Origin of the sequence: Nocardioides cynanchi, assembly GCF_008761635.1 — a bacterium.
Classification (GTDB): Bacteria; Actinomycetota; Actinomycetes; order Propionibacteriales; family Nocardioidaceae; genus Nocardioides; species Nocardioides cynanchi.
This window is the reverse complement of sequence record NZ_CP044344.1, coordinates 1,440,276-1,464,399: the sequence shown is the minus strand read 5'-3', so window position 1 is coordinate 1,464,399 and position 24,124 is coordinate 1,440,276. Positions and strand designations below refer to the sequence as shown.

At 72.7% G+C, this 24,124-nt stretch carries 25 protein-coding genes; 20 read left to right on the top strand and 5 right to left on the bottom strand.

Going from position 1 to position 24,124, the window contains the following annotated elements; translation table 11 throughout:
- Window positions 1-6: 6 nt before the first annotated feature.
- From E3N83_RS07275 to hisF, 4 genes are read left to right on the top strand one after another with little or no spacing between them, the layout of a single operon-like run.
- On the top strand, window positions 7-330 hold the full coding sequence (locus E3N83_RS07275; RefSeq protein ID WP_151082656.1) for a hypothetical protein: 324 nt from the start codon (window positions 7-9) through the stop codon (window positions 328-330).
- Window positions 327-863 (top strand): AAA family ATPase, encoded by a 537-nt coding sequence (locus tag E3N83_RS07270; RefSeq protein WP_151082655.1) that lies wholly within the window; start codon window positions 327-329, stop codon window positions 861-863. Before E3N83_RS07275 ends, E3N83_RS07270 begins: the two co-directional genes overlap by 4 nt.
- 10 nt (window positions 864-873) lie before the next feature.
- Window positions 874-1,611, top strand: coding sequence for a bifunctional 1-(5-phosphoribosyl)-5-((5-phosphoribosylamino)methylideneamino)imidazole-4-carboxamide isomerase/phosphoribosylanthranilate isomerase PriA (gene priA, locus E3N83_RS07265; protein WP_151082654.1), 738 nt, complete (start codon window positions 874-876; stop codon window positions 1,609-1,611).
- On the top strand, window positions 1,608-2,369 hold the full coding sequence (gene hisF, locus E3N83_RS07260; RefSeq protein ID WP_151082653.1) for an imidazole glycerol phosphate synthase subunit HisF: 762 nt from the start codon (window positions 1,608-1,610) through the stop codon (window positions 2,367-2,369). Before priA ends, hisF begins: the two co-directional genes overlap by 4 nt.
- Window positions 2,370-2,394: 25 nt before the next feature.
- Here the strand turns inward: hisF and E3N83_RS07255 are convergent, their stop codons facing one another.
- Both E3N83_RS07255 and E3N83_RS07250 read right to left on the bottom strand, forming a co-directional pair.
- Complete coding sequence (locus tag E3N83_RS07255) at window positions 2,395-2,652, bottom strand: PspC domain-containing protein (protein ID WP_151082652.1); 258 nt, start codon at window positions 2,650-2,652, stop codon at window positions 2,395-2,397.
- A 161-nt stretch (window positions 2,653-2,813) separates the two neighbouring features.
- Entirely contained in the window at window positions 2,814-3,551 is a 738-nt protein-coding gene (locus E3N83_RS07250; RefSeq protein WP_151082651.1) for a phosphotransferase family protein, read from the bottom strand.
- A gap of 167 nt (window positions 3,552-3,718) precedes the next feature.
- On the opposite strand from E3N83_RS07250, the gene E3N83_RS07245 reads away from it, so the two are divergent.
- Both E3N83_RS07245 and E3N83_RS07240 read left to right on the top strand, forming a co-directional pair.
- Window positions 3,719-4,291 (top strand): mycothiol transferase, encoded by a 573-nt coding sequence (locus tag E3N83_RS07245; protein ID WP_151082650.1) that lies wholly within the window; start codon window positions 3,719-3,721, stop codon window positions 4,289-4,291.
- A 101-nt stretch (window positions 4,292-4,392) separates the two neighbouring features.
- On the top strand, window positions 4,393-5,463 hold the full coding sequence (locus tag E3N83_RS07240) for a C40 family peptidase (protein ID WP_151082649.1): 1,071 nt from the start codon (window positions 4,393-4,395) through the stop codon (window positions 5,461-5,463).
- Window positions 5,464-5,485: 22 nt separating this feature from the next.
- Here E3N83_RS07240 and E3N83_RS07235 read toward each other — a convergent pair whose 3' ends face one another.
- Both E3N83_RS07235 and E3N83_RS07230 read right to left on the bottom strand, forming a co-directional pair.
- Entirely contained in the window at window positions 5,486-6,115 is a 630-nt protein-coding gene (locus E3N83_RS07235; RefSeq protein ID WP_151082648.1) for a class I SAM-dependent methyltransferase, read from the bottom strand.
- A gap of 169 nt (window positions 6,116-6,284) precedes the next feature.
- Window positions 6,285-6,911, bottom strand: a complete 627-nt coding sequence (locus E3N83_RS07230; protein ID WP_191907999.1) for a TIGR03085 family metal-binding protein — start codon at window positions 6,909-6,911, stop codon at window positions 6,285-6,287.
- On the opposite strand from E3N83_RS07230, the gene hisI reads away from it, so the two are divergent.
- The 9 genes from hisI (at window position 6,910) to lgt (ending at window position 13,118) form a co-directional block, all read left to right on the top strand.
- Window positions 6,910-7,314 carry a phosphoribosyl-AMP cyclohydrolase gene (hisI, locus tag E3N83_RS07225; protein WP_151082646.1) on the top strand — a complete coding sequence of 135 codons (405 nt, stop codon included), beginning with the start codon at window positions 6,910-6,912 and terminating at the stop codon, window positions 7,312-7,314. The genes E3N83_RS07230 and hisI overlap by 2 nt on opposite strands.
- The gene (locus tag E3N83_RS07220; protein ID WP_151082645.1) at window positions 7,307-7,870 is read left to right on the top strand and encodes a Trp biosynthesis-associated membrane protein; all 564 of its coding nucleotides are present in this window, start codon (window positions 7,307-7,309) and stop codon (window positions 7,868-7,870) included. Before hisI ends, E3N83_RS07220 begins: the two co-directional genes overlap by 8 nt.
- 44 nt (window positions 7,871-7,914) lie before the next feature.
- Window positions 7,915-8,118 carry an HGxxPAAW family protein gene (locus E3N83_RS07215; RefSeq protein ID WP_151082644.1) on the top strand — a complete coding sequence of 68 codons (204 nt, stop codon included), beginning with the start codon at window positions 7,915-7,917 and terminating at the stop codon, window positions 8,116-8,118.
- Window positions 8,119-8,136: 18 nt separating this feature from the next.
- Complete coding sequence (locus E3N83_RS07210) at window positions 8,137-8,577, top strand: DUF2752 domain-containing protein (RefSeq protein WP_202879345.1); 441 nt, start codon at window positions 8,137-8,139, stop codon at window positions 8,575-8,577.
- Window positions 8,578-8,689: 112 nt separating this feature from the next.
- On the top strand, window positions 8,690-9,472 hold the full coding sequence (trpC, locus tag E3N83_RS07205) for an indole-3-glycerol phosphate synthase TrpC (protein WP_151082643.1): 783 nt from the start codon (window positions 8,690-8,692) through the stop codon (window positions 9,470-9,472).
- The gene (gene trpB, locus E3N83_RS07200; protein ID WP_151082642.1) at window positions 9,469-10,785 is read left to right on the top strand and encodes a tryptophan synthase subunit beta; all 1,317 of its coding nucleotides are present in this window, start codon (window positions 9,469-9,471) and stop codon (window positions 10,783-10,785) included. The genes trpC and trpB overlap by 4 nt, the downstream gene beginning before the upstream one ends.
- On the top strand, window positions 10,782-11,576 hold the full coding sequence (gene trpA, locus E3N83_RS07195) for a tryptophan synthase subunit alpha (protein ID WP_151082641.1): 795 nt from the start codon (window positions 10,782-10,784) through the stop codon (window positions 11,574-11,576). The genes trpB and trpA overlap by 4 nt, the downstream gene beginning before the upstream one ends.
- Window positions 11,569-12,171, top strand: coding sequence for an SCO family protein (locus tag E3N83_RS07190; RefSeq protein ID WP_238343109.1), 603 nt, complete (start codon window positions 11,569-11,571; stop codon window positions 12,169-12,171). Before trpA ends, E3N83_RS07190 begins: the two co-directional genes overlap by 8 nt.
- Window positions 12,172-12,179: 8 nt before the next feature.
- Entirely contained in the window at window positions 12,180-13,118 is a 939-nt protein-coding gene (gene lgt, locus E3N83_RS07185) for a prolipoprotein diacylglyceryl transferase (RefSeq protein ID WP_151082640.1), read from the top strand.
- 4 nt (window positions 13,119-13,122) lie between these two features.
- On the opposite strand, the gene E3N83_RS07180 is transcribed toward lgt, so the two are convergent.
- Window positions 13,123-13,944 carry an adenylate/guanylate cyclase domain-containing protein gene (locus E3N83_RS07180; RefSeq protein WP_191907998.1) on the bottom strand — a complete coding sequence of 274 codons (822 nt, stop codon included), beginning with the start codon at window positions 13,942-13,944 and terminating at the stop codon, window positions 13,123-13,125.
- Between the two features lie 273 nt (window positions 13,945-14,217).
- On the opposite strand from E3N83_RS07180, the gene gltB reads away from it, so the two are divergent.
- The 5 genes from gltB (at window position 14,218) to pyk (ending at window position 24,123) form a co-directional block, all read left to right on the top strand.
- On the top strand, window positions 14,218-18,768 hold the full coding sequence (gene gltB, locus E3N83_RS07175; RefSeq protein WP_151082638.1) for a glutamate synthase large subunit: 4,551 nt from the start codon (window positions 14,218-14,220) through the stop codon (window positions 18,766-18,768).
- Window positions 18,761-20,218: a glutamate synthase subunit beta gene (locus E3N83_RS07170; protein WP_151082637.1), complete on the top strand. Its 1,458-nt coding sequence runs from the start codon at window positions 18,761-18,763 to the stop codon at window positions 20,216-20,218. Before gltB ends, E3N83_RS07170 begins: the two co-directional genes overlap by 8 nt.
- Before the next feature lie 118 nt (window positions 20,219-20,336).
- Complete coding sequence (locus E3N83_RS07165) at window positions 20,337-21,617, top strand: YncE family protein (protein WP_202879344.1); 1,281 nt, start codon at window positions 20,337-20,339, stop codon at window positions 21,615-21,617.
- Window positions 21,614-22,633: a Kelch repeat-containing protein gene (locus E3N83_RS07160; protein ID WP_151082636.1), complete on the top strand. Its 1,020-nt coding sequence runs from the start codon at window positions 21,614-21,616 to the stop codon at window positions 22,631-22,633. Before E3N83_RS07165 ends, E3N83_RS07160 begins: the two co-directional genes overlap by 4 nt.
- A gap of 41 nt (window positions 22,634-22,674) precedes the next feature.
- Window positions 22,675-24,123 (top strand): pyruvate kinase, encoded by a 1,449-nt coding sequence (gene pyk, locus E3N83_RS07155; RefSeq protein ID WP_151082635.1) that lies wholly within the window; start codon window positions 22,675-22,677, stop codon window positions 24,121-24,123.
- Window position 24,124: the final 1 nt, after the last annotated feature.

The window sequence follows — 24,124 nt, the reverse complement described above, 5'->3', positions numbered from 1 at the left end:
CCCCACATGAGCAAGGAGCGGGCGCAACGTCGCGCCGAGCGGGAGCAGGCCGCGGCGGCCGCAGCCGAGGCCCGGAGACGCGCAACCGAACGGCGGACCCGGGCCGCGGCGCGGCGACGTGCGCTCACCGGGTGGGTTCCCCGGCCGCACCTCCAGCCCGGGATCATCGCGCAGCGCCGGCGGACCGAGCTGGGGGTGACGATCGGGCTCCTGCTGCTGCTCAACCTCCTGGTCTGGCTGGTCCGCGACGACTGGGCCGCCCGCACCGGTGCGCTCGTGGTCAGCCTGGTCGTGTTCCCGGTCGTGCGCCTGATGGTGACGCGTCGATGAGCCTCGTGGTCGTCACCGGGGTCCCCGGCTCCGGCAAGACCACGCTGGGGTCCGCACTGGCGCGGCGCCTGGGCTGCGCCTTCCTCTCGCTGGACGAGATCAAGGAGGAGCTGGCCGCCGAGGCTCCCGAGACGCCTCGCGACTGGCTGCGCTTCGACGCCGAGGGCGAGCTGGTCCGTCGGGTCAAGGCATTCGAGGGCGAGGCGGTGGTGGACATCTGGATCGCACCGCGGCGCGACACCGCCCGGGTCGCCGGGCTGCTCGCGCCGTGGTGGTCGACCCTGGTGGAGGTGCAGTGCGCGGTGCCGGCCGACGTCGCGGTGGCCAGGTACGCCGCCCGCGAGCGCGGCTGGCCGCACCTGCCGGCCGACGAGCAGACCCTGCGCAGGATCCGGACGGCGGTGGCGCACCCGGATCCCCTCGACGCCCCGCGCACCGTCGTCGTCGACACCACCCGCCGGGTCGCGGTGGCCTCGCTGGCCCGGACCCTGCGCGCCGAGACACGTGGCCGGCTCGGCTTCGCCCGTCCCTAGGATCGGTGTCATGTCCTCCCACCTCGAGCTGCTCCCGGCCGTCGACGTCGCCGGCGGCCAGGCCGTCCAGCTCGTCCAGGGCGTGGCCGGCTCGGAGAAGCGCTTCGGCGACCCGGTCGAGGCCGCCCTGCGCTGGCAGGAGGCCGGCGCCGAGTGGATCCATCTGGTGGACCTCGACGCCGCCTTCGGACGCGGCCACAACCGCGACCTGCTGGCCTCGATCGTGGGCCGCCTCGACGTCGCCGTCGAGCTCAGCGGCGGCATCCGGGACGACGAGTCCCTGGTCGCGGCCATGGCGACCGGCTGCCGACGGGTCAACATCGGCACGGCAGCGCTCGAACAGCCCGAGTGGTGCGCCGCGGCGATCGCCGACTGGGGCGACCGGGTAGCGGTCGGCCTCGACGTGCGTGGCCGGACCCTGGCCGCGCGCGGATGGACCCGCGACGGCGGTGACCTCTACGACGTACTCGCCCGGCTCGACGGCGAGGGCTGTGCTCGCTACGTCGTCACCGACGTGAACAAGGACGGCATGCTCGAGGGGCCCAACCTGACGCTGCTCCAAGAGGTCTGCGGGGCCACCGACCGGCCGGTCGTGGCCAGCGGTGGGATCACCGAGCTCGACGACCTCGAAGCCCTGATGGACCTCGTCCCGGTCGGTGTCGAGGGCGCGATCATCGGCACCGCGCTCTACGAGGGGCGGTTCACGCTCCACGACGCCCTCGTCCTGACCCGGGGCGACGACGCGTGAGCCTGGCCGTACGTGTGATCCCGTGCCTCGACGTCGACGCGGGTCGGGTCGTGAAGGGCGTGAACTTCCAGGACCTGCGCGACGCGGGAGACCCCGTCGAGCTGGCGCGGAGGTACGACCAGGAGGGTGCCGACGAGCTGACCTTCCTCGACATCTCGGCCTCCCACGAGGGGCGGGCCACGACGCTGGAGATCGTGTCGCGTACCGCTGAGCAGGTCTTCATCCCGCTCACCGTCGGCGGGGGAGTGTCCACCGTCGAGGACGTCGACCGCCTGCTGCGGGCCGGCGCCGACAAGGTGGCGGTCAACACCGCCGCGATCCATCGGCCCGAGCTGGTTGCGGAGATCGCGGACCGTTTCGGCAACCAGGTGCTGGTGCTCTCGCTCGACGCTCGTCGAGCGCCGGGGACCGACTCGGGCTTCGAGGTCACCACCCACGGCGGCCGCAAGCCGGCCGGCCTGGACGCACTCGCCTGGGCCGCGCGAGCCTGCGAGCTCGGGGCCGGCGAGATCCTGCTGAACGCGATGGACGCCGACGGCACCGGGTCGGGCTTCGACCTCGAGCTGGTCCGGCTGGTGCGGGCCGAGGTGTCGGTGCCGCTGGTCGCCTCGGGCGGAGCCGGGTCGGCCGCGGACTTCCCGCCCGCGGTCGAGGCCGGCGCGGACGCCGTGCTGGCCGCGAGCGTCTTCCACTTCGGGACGGTGTCGATCGCCGAGGTGAAGTCGGCCCTGGCCGGGGCCGGGCACCCGGTCCGCTGACCGGGCGCCCGTCGTACGACGTGGGTCAGACGCCGGGGACCGGCTGCCCCTGGGCAGCCAGGTCGGCAGCGGCCTGCTCGGTGGGCATCAGGATCCACAGGATCGGGTAGACCAGGATCTGGCTGCCGGGGATCACCATCAGGGCCAGCACGAACAGCAGGCGGGCCGGCCACGGGTCGATCCCGAAGCGCCGGCCGAGGCCGGCGACGACGCCGCCCAGCAGCCGTCCGTCGCGCGGCCGGACGAGACCTTGGCGGCCGAGGCTCTGGCTGATGTCGTTCATGGTGGAGCACTTCCTTCGGTGTCGTGTCGGGGCTTCTCCCCGACAGCTCCACTGTGCTCCGGTGTGGCCCTCCCGCACATCGGGTGAAGCCCTGCCCCGACCCTGACCCGCCGGTCCGGACCCCCGGCCCGACCCCTCAGCCCGACCCTCAGCCCGACTCCTCAGGCCTGCGACCTCAGCACGTCGATCTCGCAGCCCGGCGCGGACGGGTCGAAGCCGTGCTCGACCAACCAGCGGATCGCGGTCAGGCTGCGCAGGGACCACCACGCCCGGACCACGTCGACGTCGACGTCGCGGCCGTAGCCGGCCATCACGTCGTCGAGGTGCTCCCGGTGGCCGAGGGTCAGGCTGGCGAGGTCGTACAGGCCGTCACCCTGCCCCGCCTCGGACCAGTCGAGCACCCCGGTGACCCGGTCGCCGTCGACGAACACGTGGGCGACCTGCAGGTCGCCGTGCATGAACACCGGCGTCCACGCCCGCAGGGCTGCGTCGGCCACCGCCCGGTTCCGGGTGACCAGCTCGGCGGGGAGCACGTCGTTCGCCAGGATCCACGCGCACTCGCGGTCGAGGCTCGCTGCCTTCTCGTCGAGGCTGCGGCCGGGCCAGGGCGGTAGCGGTGCGTCGTGAAGGGCGCGGACGGCGGCGCCCGCTGCGGCCCACGCCGCCGGCGACGACGGCGACGGCTCGCCGAGGCGGCCGAGGGCGGTCCCCGGGAGGGCGGCCAGCGCGAGCACAGGAGGCGTGCACCACAGGATCTCCGGAGTAGGAACCGGCGCCAGGGCCATCGCCGCGACCTCGACATCGGTGCGCGCCTGGTCGGCGTCGACCTTCAGGAACACCTCGCCCACCCGCAGGGTGGCGCGCTCCTGGTGCGCCACGACGACCCGGACCTCCTCCACTCGGACAGTGTCACGGGCCGACCGCCGTCGGGCCACCGAGTTCGCCACCGACGCGTCGCGACGCGCCGCTCGCTGGTCGCGTGAGCAGGAGGCCGTCGTACGCCGAGCCTCCTGACGCGGGCGGGTTGCTGACGTCTCTCGTCCGGAATCATGCCTAGGCTCGACGCATGACGACCACCTTCGGCTTCACGCCCGGACAGCCGCCCGAGCTGGACCTCGAACGCTTCCTGCACGGCGACGAGGTCGAGACCGCGGTGGTCACCCTCGAACGCAACCGGCGCACTTTCGCCTGGAAGTGCGCGGACGTGGACGCGGACGGTCTGGCGCTGAGACTCGGCCGGTCGTCGGTGACGCTGGGTGGCCTGCTCAAGCACCTGGCCTGGGTCGAGGAGCTCTACTTCCAGGACCACCTCGCCGGTCGCCCGTCGACGGCGCCGTTCGACGGGGTGGACCTCGAGCGGGACTGGGAGGAGTGGGTCTGGAGCTCGGCGGCCGACGACACCCCCGATGCCCTCCGTGGGCTGTGGGTCGCGTCCGTGCAGCGCTCGCGCCACGCGCTCACCGAGGCGCTGTCCCACGGCGGCCTCGAGCAGAGGACCCACCAGGGCATGAGCCTGCGCCGGCTGATGGCCGACATGATCGAGGAGTACGCCCGCCACACCGGGCACGCCGACCTGCTGCGCGAGGACGTCGACGGGGCCACCGGAGAGGGCCCTCCGAGAGACTTCCCGGTCCCGTGAGTCCGGCGGCCCCAGTGGGTCCGGGGGTTCGTGGCGTCTCAACAGGGTCCGATGACCTTCGCCACTGGACGGCGGCCCGGGAGAGGCGGCACCGTGGAGTCGTGCGCAGGTCCGTGGGCAGGGTCACCCTGGCGGCGCTGGTGGCAGCGCTCCTGGTCGGCTCGTGCGCGGCCGACCGGACGTCGGCCGACCCCGGGAGCTCGGACCGGCCAGCCTCCACGGTGACGATTGCGCACCCGCGGGGCGGCGGCGACCAGCCGCCGCTGGCCGTCGGGCACGACGCGTGGGTCTCGGTCTCGGTGGCCACCCTCTGGCGGTCACCGAGCTCACCGCGTGCGGTCGACGCGCCCGCCCTGACCCGCCCGGCACGGATCGAGACCTGGCTGGCGGACCTGACCCTGGCCGAACGGCGCGGGCTCAGCGGCCGGGCGGACACGCAGGCGCTGCTGGGCGACCGGGTGCGAGTGCTGGCGCTCCCTCCCGACCGCCCCGGCTGGGCTCGTGTCGTCGTCCCTTCCCAGCCGACCCCGGCCGACCCTCGCGGCTACCCGGGCTGGGTCCCACGCCGACAGCTCACCGCCCGGCCGCCGACCGGCTCCGCGCAGGTGGCGACGGTGGTGGTCCGGATCGCGGAGCTGCGCACCGACGACGCGGGGGCTGTGCCGCTGTTCCCGATCAGCTTCGGCACCAGCCTCCCCGTGGTCGGCATCACCGACGGGTTCGTCCGGGTGATGGCGCCCAGCGGCCGGGTCCGCCGGATCGCCGGCCACGTCGTCGTCGTCCACCCGACCGGCAGCCCGGCCCGGGCACCGACGCGAGCGAGCCTGGTCCACACCGCCGAGCAGTTCCTCGGACTGCCCTACCTCTGGGCCGGTGCCTCCGGATTCGGCCTGGACTGCTCGGGTCTGACCTGGCTCGACTACCGGGTGCACGGGATCCGGATCCCCCGAGACGCCGAGCCGCAGTCGCAGCACGGCACCTCGGCCGCCCGGCCACGCCCGGGTGACCTGTTGTTCTACGCGACGAACGGCCTGGTCCATCACGTGTCGATGTACGTCGGCAACGGGCTGATGGTCCACAGTCCCCACACCGGGGCGCGGGTCCAGGTGATCGCCACCGCGACGACGGCGTACCAGTCGGAGTACGTCGGCTCCCGCCGCTACCTGCCCTGACCGCGCCGGGACGGGCGGTCGCCTAGCGACGACGTACGGCGCGCACCACCGCGTCGACTCCGCTCCGGGCGGCCGCACGTGGTCGGTCCTCGGCCGCGACGACCTCCCAGTCGGTGGTGGGGAGCGCGCCGACCGCGTCGGCCACCGAGACCTGGACCTGGCCCGCCGCAGCCGTCGGAGCACCGGTGGCGGGATCCACCGGCTGGTGACCGACCAGAAGGAGCGTCCCACCGGGCGTGACGCCCGCGCCCAGCCGCCGGATCAGCTCGTCCACGGAGCCGGTGACGTGGACGTAGAGACAGCTGACGAGGTCGAACGCACCGACCTCGGGAGTCCAGCGGCCGAGGTCGCCCTCGACCCAGGTGATCCGGTCGGCCACCACGGGGCCGGCCGCGTCGGCCAGGGTGCGACCCAGGTCGAGCGCCGTCCGCGAGAAGTCGACCGCCGTGACCTGCCAGCCACGCCCGGCGAGCCAGAGCGACTCGGCGCCGTGCCCGCAGCCCGCGTCGAGCGCCCGGCCGGAGGGCAGCCCAGCGACCTCCGACCGCAGGGTCGCGCTCGGCGGCCGCGCCGCCACCTGGTGGGAGTGCTCGCGCTGCACCTGGTCCCAGCGGCGCTCCCACGAGTCCCGGTCGAACGACTCGTCGGTCATCACGACCCCCGGCCGGGGACGGATCGAGGACCGCGCCGCGGACGCAGGAACGACGCCCGCAATTGGAGAGCGCGAGCGTCGTTCGTGTGGCCCTGGAAGTGGGGGTGGGCCACATCACGACGGTAGCCCGACTTCGCCTCCGAGAGGGCACAACTGGGCAAAACTTGACCTAGATGCCGAGGTCCGTGTTACGCAGCCGGGCGATCGCGTCGTCCGGACCGTCGTACTTCACCTGCGCGACGCGATCACGCCCGTACAGCATCAGGGCCAGCTCCGAGGGAGGGCCCGAGACGACGACCGGGTCGCCCTCCCCGCCACGCAGGTCAGCCACGTGGTCGTCCCACGAGATCCGCACGGGGACGCCGGCGAAACGGGTCAGCCCGCGGCCGACCACCTTCAGGAACGACCAGAGGGTCGCCTCGTCGGCGTCCGACAGCAGCCGTGGCGCCCAGCCGGGCTGCGCGCGGCGGATGTCCTCGTGGTGGATGTAGAACTCGGTGGTGTTGACGACCTGCTCCACGCCGGGGATCGCGAACGGCAGCACCCACGGCGTCCGGAACCGCTCGACGAGCACCGGGAAGTCGGTGCGCGCCAGCCGCCCCATCGCCCGGTCGGTCAGACCCGACAGCGGGCCCACGGCGATGCCGACCGCCGCGACCGGCCGCCGTTCGCGCACCAGGAGGTGGCAGAGCAGGGCCTGGACGTCCCACGGCTCGCACAGGGTGGGCGCGTCCGGACCCTCACGGAGGGCCGTGTCGCAGAGGGCCAGGCGTTCGCGGCGGGCGAGGGAGGTCATGTCTGCCGAGCATAGGCGCCGATGGGAGGATGACCGGGTGGACCTCGACCCGGCGATCAGCGCACGACTGCGACGCAACGACGCGGGCCTGGTCCCGGCCATCGCGCAGCAGCACGACACCGGAGAGGTGCTGATGCTGGGCTGGATGGACGACGAGGCGCTGGCCCGGACGATCGCCTCGGGCCGGGCGACGTACTGGAGCCGCTCGCGCGGTGAGTACTGGACCAAGGGCGAGACCTCGGGCAACCGGCAGTGGGTGCGCTCGGTGCGCCTCGACTGCGACGGCGACACCCTGCTGCTGGGCGTCGAGCAGGAGGGCGCCGCCTGCCACACCGGCGACCGCACCTGCTTCGACGCCGACGTGCTGTGGATCTCCGACGACCCGCGGGGCGCCGGTGTCTGAGCCGCGCCGCCTCTTCGGGCCGACGGTGCTGGCCGGCCTCGCCGGCTCGGGCCTCGCCGCGTTCGCCGGCGGCCGACCCTGGGCGTCCCCCGACCGGACCGGCGGCACCGCCGCCCTTGTCGACCGGTCCGGTGGCCACGTGCCGCTCGGTGCCGCCCTCGGGCTGGTGGCCCTGGCCTGCTGGGGCGTCCTGCTGGTCACCCGCGGGGTGGTACGACGCGTGGTCGCCGCCGCGGGGGTCCTGGGCGCCGCGGGTCTGGTGGCGACCTCGGTGCTGGGGCGGGCCTCGGCTCTCGACTCGGCTCGCTCGGCGACGCTCGACCTCGGGGTCACCGGGATCGGCGTCCACACCACGGCCTGGTGGTGGGTCGGTCTCCTGGCCTCGCTGGTCGCCCTCGCGACCGCGGTGAGCGCCGTACGGCTGTGTCCGCACTGGCCCGAGATGGGCAGCCGCTACGACGCCCCGGCCGCCCGGCCGTCCGTCGAGGACATGTCGGAGGTCGACCTGTGGCGCGCCATCGACCAGGGGCACGACCCCACCGATCGCGACCACTAGGATGCGGCTACCCGTTTCGGGAGACCGTCCACGAGGAGCACTGCATGTCTGACAACCACGGCAACACCCCGGCAGCCTGGGCGGCTGTGGCGGTGGCGATGCTGGGATTCGTGGTCGGCGGCATCGGCCTGATGTTCGACCCGGTGAAGCTCGCGGTCTTCTGGGTCGGCGTCGCCCTCGGTGTGGTCGCCCTGGTCCTGTTCGTGGTGATGTCGCGGATGGGCCTGAACGGGCCCGGCGGCCACTGAGCCGATGAGCGGCCCGCGATGAGCCTGACGACCGAGCGGCTCGTCCCCGCGGCCGCCGGCACCCGCGCGGCCCGGATGCGTGGTCCGCTGCTCGCCGCGGGCGGGGTCGCGGCGACGACGCTCGCCCTGAGGCTGCGCGACCCCCACGTCTCCCACTCCTGGGGGGTCTGCCCCCTCTACCTCGCGACCGGCCTCTACTGCCCGGGCTGCGGGAGCCTGCGCGCGGTCAACGACCTCACTCACGGCCACGTGGCGGCGGCCGCGTCGAGCAACCTCCTCCTGGTGGCGCTGATCCCGGTGGTCGGGCTGCTCTTCGCCCGCTGGAGCCTCGCCTCGTGGCAGGGCCATGACGCCCACCTCGTGCCACCGGTGCCGCGCGCGCTGACGGTCGCCCTGCTCGTGCTCGTGACGGTCTTCGTCGTGGCCCGCAACCTGCCCGGCAGCTGGCTCGCCCCCTGACGGCTCGGGCACGCGTCCGTCGATCCTGGGCAGGTCACGGCCGCTCAGGTGCCGCGTGAGAGGCTGGGCGGCGATTCCGCTCGCTCCGGTCGGACCCTTGGGAGGTCGTGTCATGTCCGTGCTCGACGACATCGTCGCGGGCGTGCGAGACGACCTGGCCCGGCGGCAGTCGGAGGTCCCCGAGGCGGACCTGCGCGCCCGCCTGCTCGACCTTCCCCCCGCCCGCGACCCGATGCCGGCCTTCGGGCGGCCCGGCTCGTCGGTGATCGCCGAGGTGAAGCGGCGCAGCCCGAGCAAGGGCGACCTCGCCGACATCGCGGACCCCGCGGCGCTCGCTGCTGCCTACGAGCGGGGCGGAGCCGCGGCGATCAGCGTGCTGACCGAGCAGCGCCGCTTCGGCGGCAGTCTCGCCGACCTGGACGCCGTCCGAGCGGCCGTCACGACGCCCGTGCTCCGCAAGGACTTCGTGGTCGAGCCCTACCAGCTGCTCGAGGCGCGGGCCCATGGCGCCGACCTCGTGCTGCTGATCGTGGCCGCGCTGCCCGGTGACGCCCTGACCCGGCTCTACGACCATGCCCGCGAGCTCGGGCTGACCGCCCTGGTCGAGGTGCACGACGAGCCCGAGACCGAGCGCGCGGTCGCGCTCGAGGCCCGGCTGGTCGGGGTGAACGCCCGCAACCTGAAGACCCTCGACGTCGACCCTGCGACCTTTTCCAAGCTGGCACCGCAGCTGCCCGACGGCGTCGTGAAGGTGGCCGAGAGCGGCATCACCGGCCCCGACGACGTACGCCGTCGGGTCGCGGAAGGAGCAGACGTCGTGCTGGTCGGCGAGGCACTGGTCCGCGACGGTGCTCCCGAGGAAGCCGTGCGTGCGATGACAGGAGTGACGCCATGAGTCTCGACTCCGCTCGACCACCGGGGAATTCCGCTCGACCACCGGGGAATTCCGCTCGACCACCGGAGAAGGCCGCCCGACCCGCGGGCGGCTGGGAAGCCGACGAGCAGGGCTGGTTCGGAGGGGCCGAGGGCTGGGGCGGGCGCTTCATGCCCGAGGCCCTGGTCCGCGCCCTCGACGAGCTGACGGCGGCCTGGCACGAGGCGATGGCCGACCCCGCGTTCACCGACGAGTTCGCCACGATCTGCCGCGAGTACGCCGGCCTGCCGAGCCCGCTCTACGAGGCCGGCCGGCTCTCCGAGCAGGTCGGCTGCCGGATCCTGCTCAAGCGCGAGGACCTCAACCACACCGGGGCGCACAAGATCCGCAACGTGCTCGGCCAGGCCCTGCTCACCCGGCGGATGGGCAAGACCCGCGTGATCGCCGAGACCGGGGCCGGCCAGCACGGCGTCGCCAGCGCCACCGCGGCGGCCTACTTCGGGCTCGACTGCACCGTCTACATGGGCTCGGTCGACGTCAAGCGCCAGGCGCTCAACGTCGCCCGCATGCAGCTGCTCGGCACCCGGGTGATCCCGGTCGACTCCGGCAGCGCCACCCTCAAGGACGCCATCAACGAGGCGTTGCGCGACTGGGTCGCCTCGGTGGACCACACGGCGTACCTCTTCGGGACGGCCGCCGGCCCGCACCCCTTCCCCAGCATGGTCCGTGACTTCACCCGCGCGATCGGCGACGAGGCGCGGGCCCAGTGCCTCGACCGGTACGGCGTGCTGCCGCGCGGCGTCGCGGCCTGCGTCGGCGGTGGCTCGAACGCGATCGGTCTGTTCACGGCCTTCCTCGACGACGACGTGGAGATCCACGGCTTCGAACCCGGCGGTGACGGCTTCGAGACCGGCCGCCACGCCGCCACGATCACGGCCGGCGACGCCGGTGTGCTGCACGGCGCGCGGACCTACGTGCTCCAGGACGAGGACGGCCAGACCATCGAGTCGCACTCGATCTCCGCGGGCCTCGACTACCCGGGCGTCGGGCCGCAGCACGCCTGGCTCGCGGCGTCGGGACGGGCGTCGTACACCCCGGTCACCGACGCCGAGGCGATGGAGGCGATGGCGCTGCTCAGCCGTACCGAGGGGATCATCCCCGCCATCGAGTCGGCCCACGCGATCGCCGGGGCGCTGCAGGTGGCGAAGGGCTACGGCCCCGACGACATCATGCTGATCAACCTGTCCGGGCGAGGCGACAAGGACATGGAGACCGCGCGCGACTGGTTCCGTCTCGGCGAGGCCGAGGGCGGGGAAGCGGAGCCGGTCACGTGAGCGTCTCCACGGCCTTCGAGAAGGCCCGGGCCGACGACCGGGCGGCGCTGGTCGGCTATCTGCCGGCCGGCTTCCCCGACGTCGAGGGCGGCATCGAGGCGATCCGCACCCTGGTCGACGCGGGCTGCGACGTGATCGAGGTCGGCCTGCCCTACAGCGACCCGGTGATGGACGGCCCGACCATCCAGGCGGCGGCCCAGCGGGCCCTCGAGGGCGGCGTCCGGATCAGCGACGTGCTGCGCACGGTCGAGGCGGTGGCGGCGACCGGCACCCCGACCGTGGTGATGACCTACTGGAACCCCGTCGAGCGGTACGGCGTTGCGCGGTTCGCCGCCGATCTCGCCTCGGCCGGGGGAGCCGGCCTGATCACACCCGACCTCACCCCCGACAGCGCCGGCGGCTGGATCGCCGCCGCCGACCAGCACGACCTCGACAAGATCTTCCTGGTGGCGCCGTCCTCGACCGACGAGCGGATCGCGATGACCACGGCCGCGTGCCGTGGCTTCGTCTACGCCGCCGCGGTGATGGGCGTGACCGGTGCCCGCGCCGCCTCCAGCGACCTGGCCGGGCCCCTGGTCGAGCGCACCCGGGCGACCACCGACCTCCCGATCGGCGTCGGGATCGGGGTCAGCAACGGTGAGCAGGCGGCCGAGGTCGCGGCGTACGCCGACGGGGTGATCGTCGGCTCCGCGTTCGTCCGCTGCCTCCTCGACCACGACGACCGGGCCGGCGGGCTCGCGGCGCTGCGCCGCCTCACCGAGGACCTGGCCGCGGGCGTACGCCGTGGCTAGGACGCGCCGGGGGATCGGGCTGCTGCTCGTGGTCCCGCTGGTCGCCCTCGTGCTGGCGTCCTGTGCGAAGAGCTCGGCCAGCACGTTCTCCGGCGCCGAGCTGCACACGCCGTATCACGTGCCCGGCACCCGGCTCACCGACACCAGCGGCGCGACCACCTCTCTGACGAGCAGCGGCAAGCGGCTGACCCTGATCTTCTTCGGCTACACCCACTGCCCCGACGAGTGCCCGACGACCATGGCGACGCTGGCGTCAGCGGTCAACCAGCTCGACGACGCGGACCGCGCCGCGGTTCGGGTGGTCTTCGTGACCACCGACCCGGCCCGCGACACCGGCCCGGTGATCCGGGCCTGGCTCGACCGGTTCGACCCGCAGTTCACCGGCTTGACCGGCCCGCTGCCGAGGATCCTGAAGGTCGCCCGGCAGGTCGGCGTACCGGTCGAGAAGGGCAACCGCCTGCCCAGCGGCGGCTACGACATGACCCACGGCACCCAGGTCCTCGGCATGGACGGCAAGCACACCGTGCCGGTGGTCTGGACGCTCGGGACCACCGCTCCCGAGTTCGCGCACGACATCCACCAGCTGCTCTCCTGAGGACAACCGTGACCACCCTGTTCATCCCCAGCCCCTCGCAGGGCGTCTGGTACCTCGGTCCCCTGCCCCTGCGCGGCTACGCGCTGTGCATCATCGCCGGGATCGTGGCGGCGATCTGGATCGGTGAGCGCCGCTGGGTGCTGCGTGGTGGCCTCAAGGGCGAGGTCTCCGACCTGGCGCTGTGGGCCGTGCCGTTCGGCGTGGTCGGCGGCCGGATCTACCACGTGATCACCGACCACGACCTCTACTTCGGCGCCGGCCGGCAGCCGATCGACGCCCTGTACATCTGGCGCGGGGGGCTGGGCATCTGGGGCGCCATCGCCCTCGGCGGCGTCGGCGTGTGGATCGGGGCCCGGCGCAAGGGGATCCGGGTACCGCCCGTGATCGACGCGATGGCCCCGGGCCTGCTGGTCGCACAGGCGATGGGCCGCTGGGGCAACTGGTTCAACCAGGAGCTGTTCGGCAAGCCGTCCACCGAGCCGTGGGCGTTGAAGATCGACGTCGCCAACCGCCCGCCCGGCTACGAGCAGTACGCCACCTTCCAGCCGACGTTCCTCTACGAGTCCATCTGGGACCTCGGCGCCTTCGGGTTCGTGCTCTGGGCCGACCGCCGCTGGAAGCTCGGCCACGGTCGGGTGATGGCGCTCTACGTGATGGCGTACACGGCCGGCCGCGGGTGGATCGAGACCCTGCGCATCGACAACGTGGAGTATCAGCACGTGCTCGGGCTGCGCCTCAACGTCTGGACCTCGATCGTGCTGTTCGTGCTGGCGGCGGTGTACTTCGTCGTCGCCGGCCGCCGGCACCCCGACCGTGAGACCGTGGTCTACACCGAGCGGCGGCTCGCCGCCGACCGGGCCGCGGCCGCCGACGTGTCCGAGCCGATCCTCACGCCCGACCCGGACGGCGAGGAGATGCGGGACGGCCCCACCGATCCGGGTCCCTGACCGGTCAGAGCCAGCCGGTCACCCGCTGGTTGCGGGGCTTGTGGTCGAGCTTCTCGGTGATGGTCGCCGGCTTCTCGGCGACCCGCTCGGCGAGGCTGTCGGCCTGGGAGCGCGTGCGCTGCAGGGGGTTCTCGATCACTTGTCGTACGTGATCCTGGATCTGCTCGACCAGCCGAGCGCCGAAGTCGGCCGTGCGCGAGGGCTGCTCGTCGGTCGGGGGCCACGGTGGCGGCGCGGCGGCAGGTGCCTCAGCCGGCGCCGGCGGCGCTTCGGCGACTGCCGGGGCAGCCTCCGGGCTCGCGGCGCCCTCGATGGCCAGCTCGAAGATCCGCTCCGGCTCGTCGATGTCCTTGAGCTGCCGCTCCCCGAGAGCGTGAACCGAGACCCCGTCCGGGAGGGTGCCTCCGACGAGGGCCCGCGTGGTCTCCGACAGGAGCACCTGGCCGCCGCGCCCCACCGTGCAGAGCCGTGCGGCGCGCACCACGTCGATGCCGAGGTAGCCCTCGCTGCCCATGGCGGGCTCGCCCGTGTGCAGGCCCATCCGGACCCGGACCGGCCGTTCCTCGGGCCATTCCTCCACCGCGTGGAGGCGCTGTGCCTCCACCGCTGCGGCGACCGCGTCGCGGGCTCGTGGGAACGCGAAGAAGAAGGCGTCGCCCTGGGTGTCGATCTCGACGCCTCCCAGGTCGTGGAAGCTGGTGCGCATCAGCCGTCGATGCGTGTCGAGCACGTCGCCGTAGCCGTCGCCGAGCGCCTTGAGCAACGACGTCGAGCCCTCGATGTCGCTGAAGAGGAACGTGACCGTTCCACTGGGGAGTCCCGACATGGCGGCCATTATGCCCACGGGCGTGGCCTCCAGGTCACCTCCGTCACCCGGGCAGCGCGCCCATCACTCCTCTCGGCCCTTGCCACGCCCGGTGAGCGCGCGCGCCGGTGAACCGACGATTCCGACAGCGCCTGTCCGCAGGGCAAGAAGGGACGGCCGGTACGGCGTACCGCTTGGTAGCCTGACCGCGCTTGGGCCAACGCCGTCCCCTGCCACCGCCTTGCCAGCCCGCCCCGGACACCGTGCGGGCACTGACGACGGGAGCACCGGTCGATGAGCGGACTTCACGCTGGCCCGCCCGCCCAGGGTCTCTACGACCCGCGCTTCGAGCACGACGCCTGCGGCGTGGCCTTCGTCGCCACCCTGACCGGGGAGGCCAGCCACGAGATCGTGGCCAAGGCGCTCACCGCCCTGCGCAACCTCGACCACCGCGGCGCGGCCGGCGCGGAGGCCAACTCCGGCGACGGCGCCGGCATCCTGCTCCAGGTCCCGCACGCGTTCCTGGCCGAGGTCGTCGACTTCGACCTCCCCGGTCCCGGCTCGTACGCCGTCGGCACGGCGTTCCTGGAGGGTGACGGCGACCGGGTGGCCAAGACCCGGCAGCGGGTCGAGGAGCTCGCCGACGAGGAGGGCCTGATCGTCCTCGGCTGGCGCGACCTGCCGGTCGACCCCGACCTGCTCGGGGCGACCGCGCGGGGCGTGATGCCGCTGTTCAGCCAGCTCTTCGTCGCGGCCGCCGGCCCCCGGCTGACCGGGATGGCGCTGGAGCGGATGGCGTTCTGCCTGCGCAAGCGGGCCGAGCGTGAGGCGGAGGTCTACTTCGGCTCCCTGAGCACCCGCACACTGCTCTACAAGGGCATGCTCACCACCGATCAGCTCGACCACTTCTTCCCCGACCTGACCGACGACCGGGTGACCTCCGCGCTGGCGGTGGTGCACTCCCGTTTCTCGACCAACACCTTCCCCAGCTGGCCGCTGGCCCACCCGTTCCGCTACATCGCCCACAACGGCGAGATCAACACCGTGATGGGCAACCGGAACTGGATGCGGGCCCGCGAGGCCCTGCTCGACTCCGACCTGATCCCCGGGGACCTCGACCGGCTGTTCCCGATCTGCACCCCGGGCGCCTCCGACTCGGCCAGCTTCGACGAGGTGCTCGAGCTCCTGCACATGGGCGGCCGCAGCCTGCCCCACGCCGTGCTGATGATGATCCCGGAGGCCTGGGAGAACCACCAGGAGATGGACGCCGAGCGCAAGGCGTTCTACGCCTTCCACTCCTCCCTGATGGAGCCGTGGGACGGCCCCGCGTGCGTGGTCTTCACCGACGGCTCGCAGATCGGCGCCGTCCTCGACCGCAACGGCCTGCGACCCAGCCGCTACTGGGTCACCGAGGACGGACTGGTGGTGCTCGCCTCCGAGGTCGGCGTGCTCGACCTCGACCCCGCGACCATCGTCCGCAAGGGCCGGCTCCAGCCGGGCCGGATGTTCCTGGTCGACACCGACGAGCACCGGATCGTCGAGGACGAGGAGATCAAGGGCGAGCTGGCCGCCGAGCACCCGTACGCCGAGTGGCTGCACGCCGGCCTGATCCACCTCGACGACATCCCCGAGCGCGAGCACATCGTGCACACCCACTCCTCGGTGACCCGCCGCCAGCAGGTGTTCGGCTACACCCAGGAGGAGCTCCGGGTCCTGCTCACCCCGATGGCCAACTCCGGGGTCGAGGCGCTCGGCTCGATGGGCACCGACACCCCGATCGCGGCTCTCAGTGACAAGCCACGGCTGCTGTTCGACTACTTCGCGCAGATGTTCGCCCAGGTCACCAACCCGCCCCTCGACGCGATCCGCGAGGAGCTGGTGACCTCCCTGGGCGGCACCATCGGTCCCGAGGCCAACCTGCTCGACCCGACGCCCGCCGCCTGCCGGCAGATCGTGCTCCCGTTCCCGGTCTTCGACAACGACGACCTCGCCAAGATCCGGCACATCAACCGCGACGGTGACATGCCCGGCTTCATCACCCACGTCAGCCGCGGGCTCTACGAGGTCGAGGGCGGCGGTCCCGCAATGGCCCGCCGGCTCGACGAGATCTGCGCGGAGGTGTCCGCGGCGATCGCCGACGGCGCCCGGGTGATCGTGCTCTCCGACCGGCACTGCACCGCCGAGCTGGCGCCGATCCCGTCGCTGCTCCTCACCGGAGCCGTCCACCACCACCTCGTCCGGGAGAAGACCCGCACCCAGGTCGGGCTGGTGATCGAGGCCGGCGACGTCCGCGAGGTGCACCACGTCGCGCTCCTGATCGGGTACGGCGCCGCGGCGGTCAACCCCTACCTCGCCATGGAGTCGGTCGAGGACCTCGCCCGCGACGGCTACTACGTCACCGTCGAGCCCGAGGCCGCGGTCAAGAACCTGATCAAGGGCCTGGGCAAGGGCGTGCTCAAGGTGATGTCCAAGATGGGCATCTCGACGGTCGCCTCCTACACCGGCGCCCAGACGTTCGAGGCGGTGGGCCTGTCCCAGGAGCTGGTCGACAAGTACTTCACCGGCACCACCTCCAAGCTGGGCGGGATCGAGCTGGACACCCTGGCCGAGGAGGTCGCCCGGCGCCACGGCACGGCGTACCCCCGCGGCGGGATCAGCCCCGCCCACCGCGAGCTCGCGGTCGGCGGTGAGTACCAGTGGCGGCGCGACGGCGAGCCGCACCTGTTCGACCCCGAGACCGTGTTCCGGCTGCAGCACGCGACCCGCACCGGGCGCTACGACGTGTTCAAGCAGTACACCTCCCGCGTCGACGAGCAGTCGGAGCGGCTGATGACCCTGCGCGGGCTGTTCCGGTTCAAGCAGGCCGCAGACACCGGGCGGCCGCCGGTGCCGCTCGAGGAGGTGGAGCCGGTCTCGTCGATCGTGAAGCGGTTCTCCACGGGCGCGATGTCCTACGGCTCGATCAGCCGCGAGGCCCACGAGACGCTCGCGGTCGCGATGAACCGGATCGGGGCGAAGTCCAACACCGGCGAGGGCGGCGAGGACACCGACCGCCTGCACGACCCCGAACGCCGCAGCTCGATCAAGCAGGTGGCGTCGGGTCGCTTCGGGGTCACCAGTGACTACCTGACCAACGCCGACGACCTCCAGATCAAGATGGCCCAGGGCGCCAAGCCCGGTGAAGGCGGCCAGCTCCCGGGCAACAAGGTCTACCCGTGGGTCGCCAAGACCCGGCACTCGACGCCGGGGGTGGGGTTGATCAGCCCGCCACCCCACCACGACATCTACTCCATCGAGGATCTCGCCCAGCTGATCCACGACCTCAAGAACGCGAACCCGCAGGCCCGGGTGCACGTGAAGCTGGTCGCCGAGGTCGGGGTCGGCACGGTCGCAGCCGGGGTCTCGAAGGCCCACGCCGACGTGGTGCTGATCTCCGGGCACGACGGCGGGACCGGCGCGGCGCCGATGACCTCGCTCAAGCACGCCGGCGGCCCGTGGGAGCTCGGCCTGGCCGAGACCCAGCAGACGCTGCTGGTCAACGGGCTGCGCGACCGGATCGTCGTACAGACCGACGGCCAGCTCAAGACCGGGCGCGACGTGGTGGTCGCGGCGCTGCTCGGTGCCGAGGAGTTCGGCTTCGCGACCGCCCCGCTGGTGGTCAGCGGCTGCATCATGATGCGGGTCTGCCACCTCGACACCTGCCCGGTCGGGGTGGCGACGCAGAACCCGGTGCTGCGGCAGCGGTTCAGCGGGAAGCCGGAGTTCGTGGTCACGTTCTTCGAGTACATCGCCGAGGAGGTGCGCGAGCTGCTCGCCGAGCTGGGCTTCCGCACCCTGGACGAGGCGATCGGCCAGGTGTCGACCCTCGACGTCGACCGCGCCGTGGACCACTGGAAGGCGTCCGGGCTCGACCTGGCACCGATCCTCCACGTCGCCGAGGTCGGCGAGCAGTTCGCCGGGCAGGCGCTGCGCCAGGTCCACACCCAGGACCACGGGCTGGCCAAGGCCCTCGACAACCAGCTGATCGCCCTCGCGGAGCCGGCGCTCGAACGCGAGGAGCCGGTCCGGGCACAGCTCGCCGTCCGCAACGTCAACCGCACGGTCGGCACCATGCTCGGTCACCGCGTCACCCAGCGGTACGGCGCGGACGGGCTGCCCGACGGCACCATCGACCTCACCTTCCTCGGCTCGGCCGGCCAGTCGTTCGGCGCGTTCCTGCCGCGTGGCATCACCCTGCGCCTCGAGGGTGACGCGAACGACTACGTCGGCAAGGGCCTGTCCGGTGGCCGCGTGGTGATCCGCCCGGACCGCGCTGCCCGCTTCGTGGCTCAGGAGCAGATCATCGCCGGCAACGTGATCGGGTACGGCGCGACGTCCGGCGAGATCTTCGTGCGCGGCGGGGTGGGGGAGCGCTTCTGCGTGCGCAACTCCGGTGCCACCGCCGTGGTCGAGGGTGTGGGCGACCATGCCTGTGAGTACATGACCGGAGGCCGGGTGGTCGTGCTCGGCAAGACCGGCCGCAACCTGGCCGCCGGGATGAGCGGTGGTACGGCGTACGTGCTCGACCTCAAGGAGCAGCGGGTCAACCGCGAGCTGGTCGAGCTGGGGCCGGTGCCCGAGGGGGTGGCCGGCGACCTGCGCGAGCTGGTCCGGCGTCACCACGAGGAGACCGGCTCGGAGGTCGCGGAGGCGCTGCTGGCCGACTGGGCCGCCGCGCTGCCGCGCTTCACCGAGGTGATGCCGCGCGACTACCGCCGGGTGCTCGAGGCCCGGGCCGACGCGCTGCGGAACGGGCTGGACGACGACGAGGCCGACAAGCGCGTCATGGAGGTGCTGCATGGCTGACCCCCGCGGGTTCCTGAAGTACGGCCGCGAGGTCGCCGCCCGTCGCCCCGTCGAGGAGCGGATCCACGACTGGCACGAGGTCTATCCCGGCGGTCCGGGCCGGGCCCTGCTGCCGATCATCTCGACGCAGGCGTCACGCTGCATGGACTGCGGCATCCCCTTCTGCCACCAGGGCTGCCCGCTGGGCAACCTGATCCCGGAGTGGAACGACCTGGTCTGGCGCGACGACTGGGACGGCGCCATGGACCGCCTGCACGCCACCAACAACTTCCCCGAGTTCACCGGCCGGCTGTGCCCCGCGCCCTGCGAGACGGCCTGCGTGCTCGGCATCAACCAGGACCCCGTCACGATCAAGAACGTCGAGGTCGCGATCATCGACCGCGCCTGGTCGTCGGGCTACGTGCGACCTCAGCCACCCGAGTGGCTCTCGGGGCGCACCGTGGCGGTGATCGGGTCCGGCCCGGCCGGCCTCGCGGCGGCCCAGCAGCTGACCCGCGCCGGCCACACGGTGGCGGTCTACGAGCGTGCGGACAAGATCGGCGGGCTGCTGCGCTACGGCATCCCCGAGTTCAAGATGGAGAAGCAGGTGCTCGACCGACGCCTCGACCAGATGCGGCGCGAGGGCACGGTCTTCCGGGCCGGGGTGGACGTGGGTGCCGAGCTGACCGGCGAACGGTTGCGGGAGCGCTACGACGCGGTCGTCCTCGCGGTGGGCTCGACCGTCGGCCGCGACCTGCCGGTGCCCGGTCGCGAGCTCGCGGGCATCCACCAGGCGATGGAGTTCCTGCCGCAGTCCAACCGCGCCTCGCTCGGCGACGAGGTGCCCGACCAGATCACCGCCACCGGCAAGGACGTCGTGATCATCGGCGGCGGCGACACCGGGGCGGACTGCCTCGGTACGGCGATCCGGCAGCAGGCCGCCTCGGTGACCCAGCTCGAGATCCTGGCCCAGCCGCCCGAGGCCCGGCCGGCCGGACAGCCGTGGCCGACCTACCCGATGACCTTCCGGGTCTCGTCGGCGCACGAGGAGGCGGGGGAGCGGGTGTACGCCGTGTCCACCCAGGAGTTCCTCGGCGACGCGGAGGGCCGGGTCCGGGCCCTGCAGCTGGTGGACGTCGACGCGTCGTTCCAGCCGGTCGCGGGCACCGAGCGCGAGATCCCTGCCGGGCTGGTCCTGCTGGCGATGGGCTTCACCGGCCCCGAGCGGGGCGGGCTGCTCGAGCAGCTCGGGGTCGAGCTGGACGAGCGCGGGAACGTCGCCCGCGACGCGTGGTACGCCTCCAGCGTGGACGGCGTGTTCGTGGCCGGCGACGCCGGGCGCGGGCAGTCGCTGATCGTGTGGGCGATCGCCGAGGGCCGGGCTGCGGCGGCTGCGGTCGACGAGTACCTCACCGGCGAGACCAGCCTGCCGCGGCCGATCCCGCCGACGGCCCGGCCCCTCGTGGTCTGACCCGCGCGTGCCCCGAGGCGTCCGGAAGGGGAGGGCCGGGCGGGTCGTTCAGGCAACGGTCAGGTGCTCCCGATAGCGTGGCCGCAGGCCCGTCCGAGAGCCTCGAGGAGATTGTCGCGTGTCGTGGAAGCAGGCTGCCCGCCCGGCCGCCGCATTCCTGGCCGTCGGCGTCGTCCTGCTGACCCTGTGGGGGCTGCAGCGCGGCTCGTCGGGCGGACCGACGCCGGGGGCCGGCCCGCCCACGTCACCGCACTCGTCGTCGTCCTCCTCGCCCGACACGTCCACGGCCACGGGCTCGGCGAACAAGGCGTACGTCGCCCCTCCGTTCCGCAACCCGCTCCCCGGGATGCCACCGGTGGTCGGCAACGACGTCTACTCCCAGACCCGGGCCGGGATGCTGTCCCCACAGGTCCGCCACGACCCGGAGCTGCTCTACGTGCCCGACTCCGACGGCTCCACGGTCACCGTGATCAGCCAGCGGACCCACCAGATCGTCCGGGTGATCCCGGTCGGCTACCTCAGCCAGCACGTCGTGCCGTCGTACGACCTGAAGACGCTCTACACCAACTCCAGCGTCGCCAACCAGCTGATCGAGATCAACCCCCGCACCGGCCTGCGCGGCCGGGCGATCTCGATGCCGCGCCCCTACAACCTCTACTTCACGCCGGACGGCAAGACCGCGGTGGTGATGATCGAGGAGTACGACACGATCCGGTTCGCCGACCCGCACACGTGGAAGACCATCGACGACCTCAAGGAGCCGGGCTGTCTGGGCCCCAACCATGCCGACTTCTCCGGCAACGGCCGCTTCTTCGTGGTGACTTGCGAGTTCTCCGGTGAGCTGCTCAAGATCGGCACCCTGAGCCACCAGGTCGAGGGCGTGATCCACTTCGACCCGCAGCCGACCGCTCCGCACGCGGACCCGATGACGATGGGCAAGAGCGTCCCGCAGGACGTCCGGATCTCGCCCGACGGCACGACGTTCTACGTCGCGGACATGGGCACCAACGAGCTGCGCCTGATCGACGCGAAGACCTTCAAGCAGGTCGGGGTGATCGGGATGCCGCGGATGCCGCACGGCATCTACCCGAGCCGCGACGGCACCCGGCTCTACGTCTCCGACCGGGGCGCCGGCGAGGTCAGCGTGCTGGACCCGGCGTCGAACAAGATCGTGGACACCTGGGTGATCCCGGGCGGCGGCAGCCCCGACATGGGTGGGGTCTCGGCCGACGGGAGGACCCTGTGGCTCTCCGGCCGCAACGACGGCGTCGTCTACGGCTTCGACACCGCCACCGGGCACCTGATCGCGAAGATCCCGGTCGGCGGCAGCCCGCACGGCATCGCGGTCTGGCCCCAGCCCGGCCGCTACTCGCTGGGCCACACCGGGAACATGCGGTGAGAGGGCGCCTGCTGCCGCTGCTCCTGGTCGTGCCCGCGCTCGCCGCCTGTGGCGGCGGGTCGTCGACGCCGGGTGCGGCCGGCTCGGGTGTCGTCGGCACCTCGTCACCCACGAGCGCACCGACCGGTGCCGGGACCGCCACGGTGAGCCCGCAGGCGTTCGTGCCGCACGTCGCCAGGGTGTCGGCCGCCCACTGGACGCTGCCGACCGCCAGCGGCCGTCAGGCGGTGGTTCCGGTCGGGAACGGCACGGTGGTGCTGGCCGGTGGCCTGGTCGCCGGTGACCAGTCCACCGACGAGGCGCTGCGGATCGAGCTGGCCACCGGCCGGATCACCCGACTCCAGTCCCTCGCGGTGCCGGTCCACGACGTCGCCGGCGGCCTGGTCGGGGGAGTGCCGGCCGTCGTCGGCGGTGGCAACGCCACCGAGCAGGACGTCGTCCAGGTGCTCACCGACAGCGCCTGGCACGTGACCGGACACCTGCCGACGACCCGCTCCGACCTGAGCGTGGTGCAGCGAGGCACCCAGGCGTTCGTGATCGGGGGGTACGACGGCGCCAGCGTGCCGACCACGATCCTCTCCCTGGCGGCGGACGGGTCGACCACGCCCGCGGGCCACCTGGTCCGAGGCGTGCGCTACGCCGCCACCGCCCGGATCGGCAACACGGCGTACGTCTTCGGCGGGGAGGTCCTCGGTGCCGAGCTGGACGGCGTGCAGGCCGTGGACCTCGGCACCGGACGCACCCGCGTGGTGGCCCGGCTGCCGGTGCCCCTCGGGCACGCCATGGCCGCCGCCGTCGGCAGCCGGATCCTGCTCGTGGGCGGCCGGGTCAGCCCCGACCAGCAGACGGCAGCGATGTGGTGGTTCGACCCGGCGACCGGGCGGTTCACCCGGGCCGGCGCCCTGCCTCGTCCCCTCAGTGACGCGGCGGTCGCGGTCTCCGGTCACCGGGTCTGGCTGCTCGGCGGTGAGGATCCGTCGGTCACCTCCGGGGTCCTGACAATCTCGGTGCGCTGATCGTTCCTTGGATCGATCCAACAGCGGGTAGGTTGGATCTCGTGCGTAGAGCCAAGATCGTGTGCACCCTCGGTCCCGCGGTCGACACCCCCGAGATGATCCGCAAGCTCGTCGAGTCCGGCATGGACGTCGCCCGGCTGAACATGAGCCACGGCAGCCACGAGGAGCACCGGCGCCGCTACGACATGGTCCGCCAGGCCTCCGACGACACCGGGCACGGCGTCGGCATCATCGCCGACCTCCAGGGCCCGAAGATCCGGTTGGGCACCTTCAAGGACGGCAAGGTCAAGCTGGCCAAGGGCGCGACCTTCGTGATCACCACGCGCGACGTGGAGGGTGACGCCAGCATCTGCGGCACGACGTACGACGGGCTGCCGGGCGACGTGAGCCCGGGCGACCCGATCCTGGTCGACGACGGGAAGCTCCGGCTGCGCGTGGTCGGCGTGGACGGTGAGGACGTCACCACCGAGGTCGAGGTGGCCGGCAAGGTCAGCGACCACAAGGGCCTCAACCTGCCGGGGGTGGCGGTGAGCGTGCCCGCCCTGTCGGAGAAGGACAAGGAGGACCTGCGCTGGGCGCTGCGGACCTCGGTCGACTTCATCGCGTTGTCCTTCGTGCGCTCGGGCAGCGACGCCGACGACGTCCGCGCGATCATGCGCGAAGAAGGCGTGATGCTGCCGATCATCGCCAAGATCGAGAAGCCGCAGGCGATCGACAACCTCGACGAGGTGGTCAAGGCGTTCGACGCGTTCATGGTGGCTCGGGGCGACCTCGGGGTCGAGTGCCCGCTGGAGGACGTGCCGTTCCTCCAGAAGCGGGTGATCGACAAGGCTCGCCGCAACGCCAAGCCGGTGATCGTGGCGACGCAGATGCTGGAGTCCATGATCAGCAACCCCCGCCCGACCCGCGCGGAGGCCTCCGACGTCGCCAACGCGGTCCTCGACGGTGCGGACGCGGTGATGCTCTCGGGCGAGACCAGCGTCGGGGAGTTCCCGATCGAGACCGTCGAGACCATGGCCCGGATCGTCGCCTCCACCGAGGACCACGCCCTGGCCAGCATGGCCGCCATCGACTGGCAGCCCCGCACCCGCGGCGGCGTGATCGCCAAGGCCGCGGCCGAGGTGGCCGACCGGGTCGGCGCGAAGTACCTCGTCGCCTTCACCCAGTCCGGCGACTCGGCCCGTCGCCTCTCGCGCTATCGCGGGCGGGTGCCGGTGCTCGCCTTCACCCCGGTGGCCAAGGTGCGCTCGCAGCTGTCGATGAGCTGGGGCATCGAGACCTTCCTGGCCGGCGACGTCGAGCACACCGACGAGATGGTGCGCCAGGTCGACGAGGCGCTGCTGGAGATCGGCCGGGTCTCCGAGGGCGACCAGGTCGTGATCATCGCCGGCTCGCCGCCGGGCATCCCCGGCTCGACCAACGCGATGCGGATCCACCGGATGGGCGATGCCCTGCACGAGGTCACCCCGGCCTACCGCCGGATCACCTGAG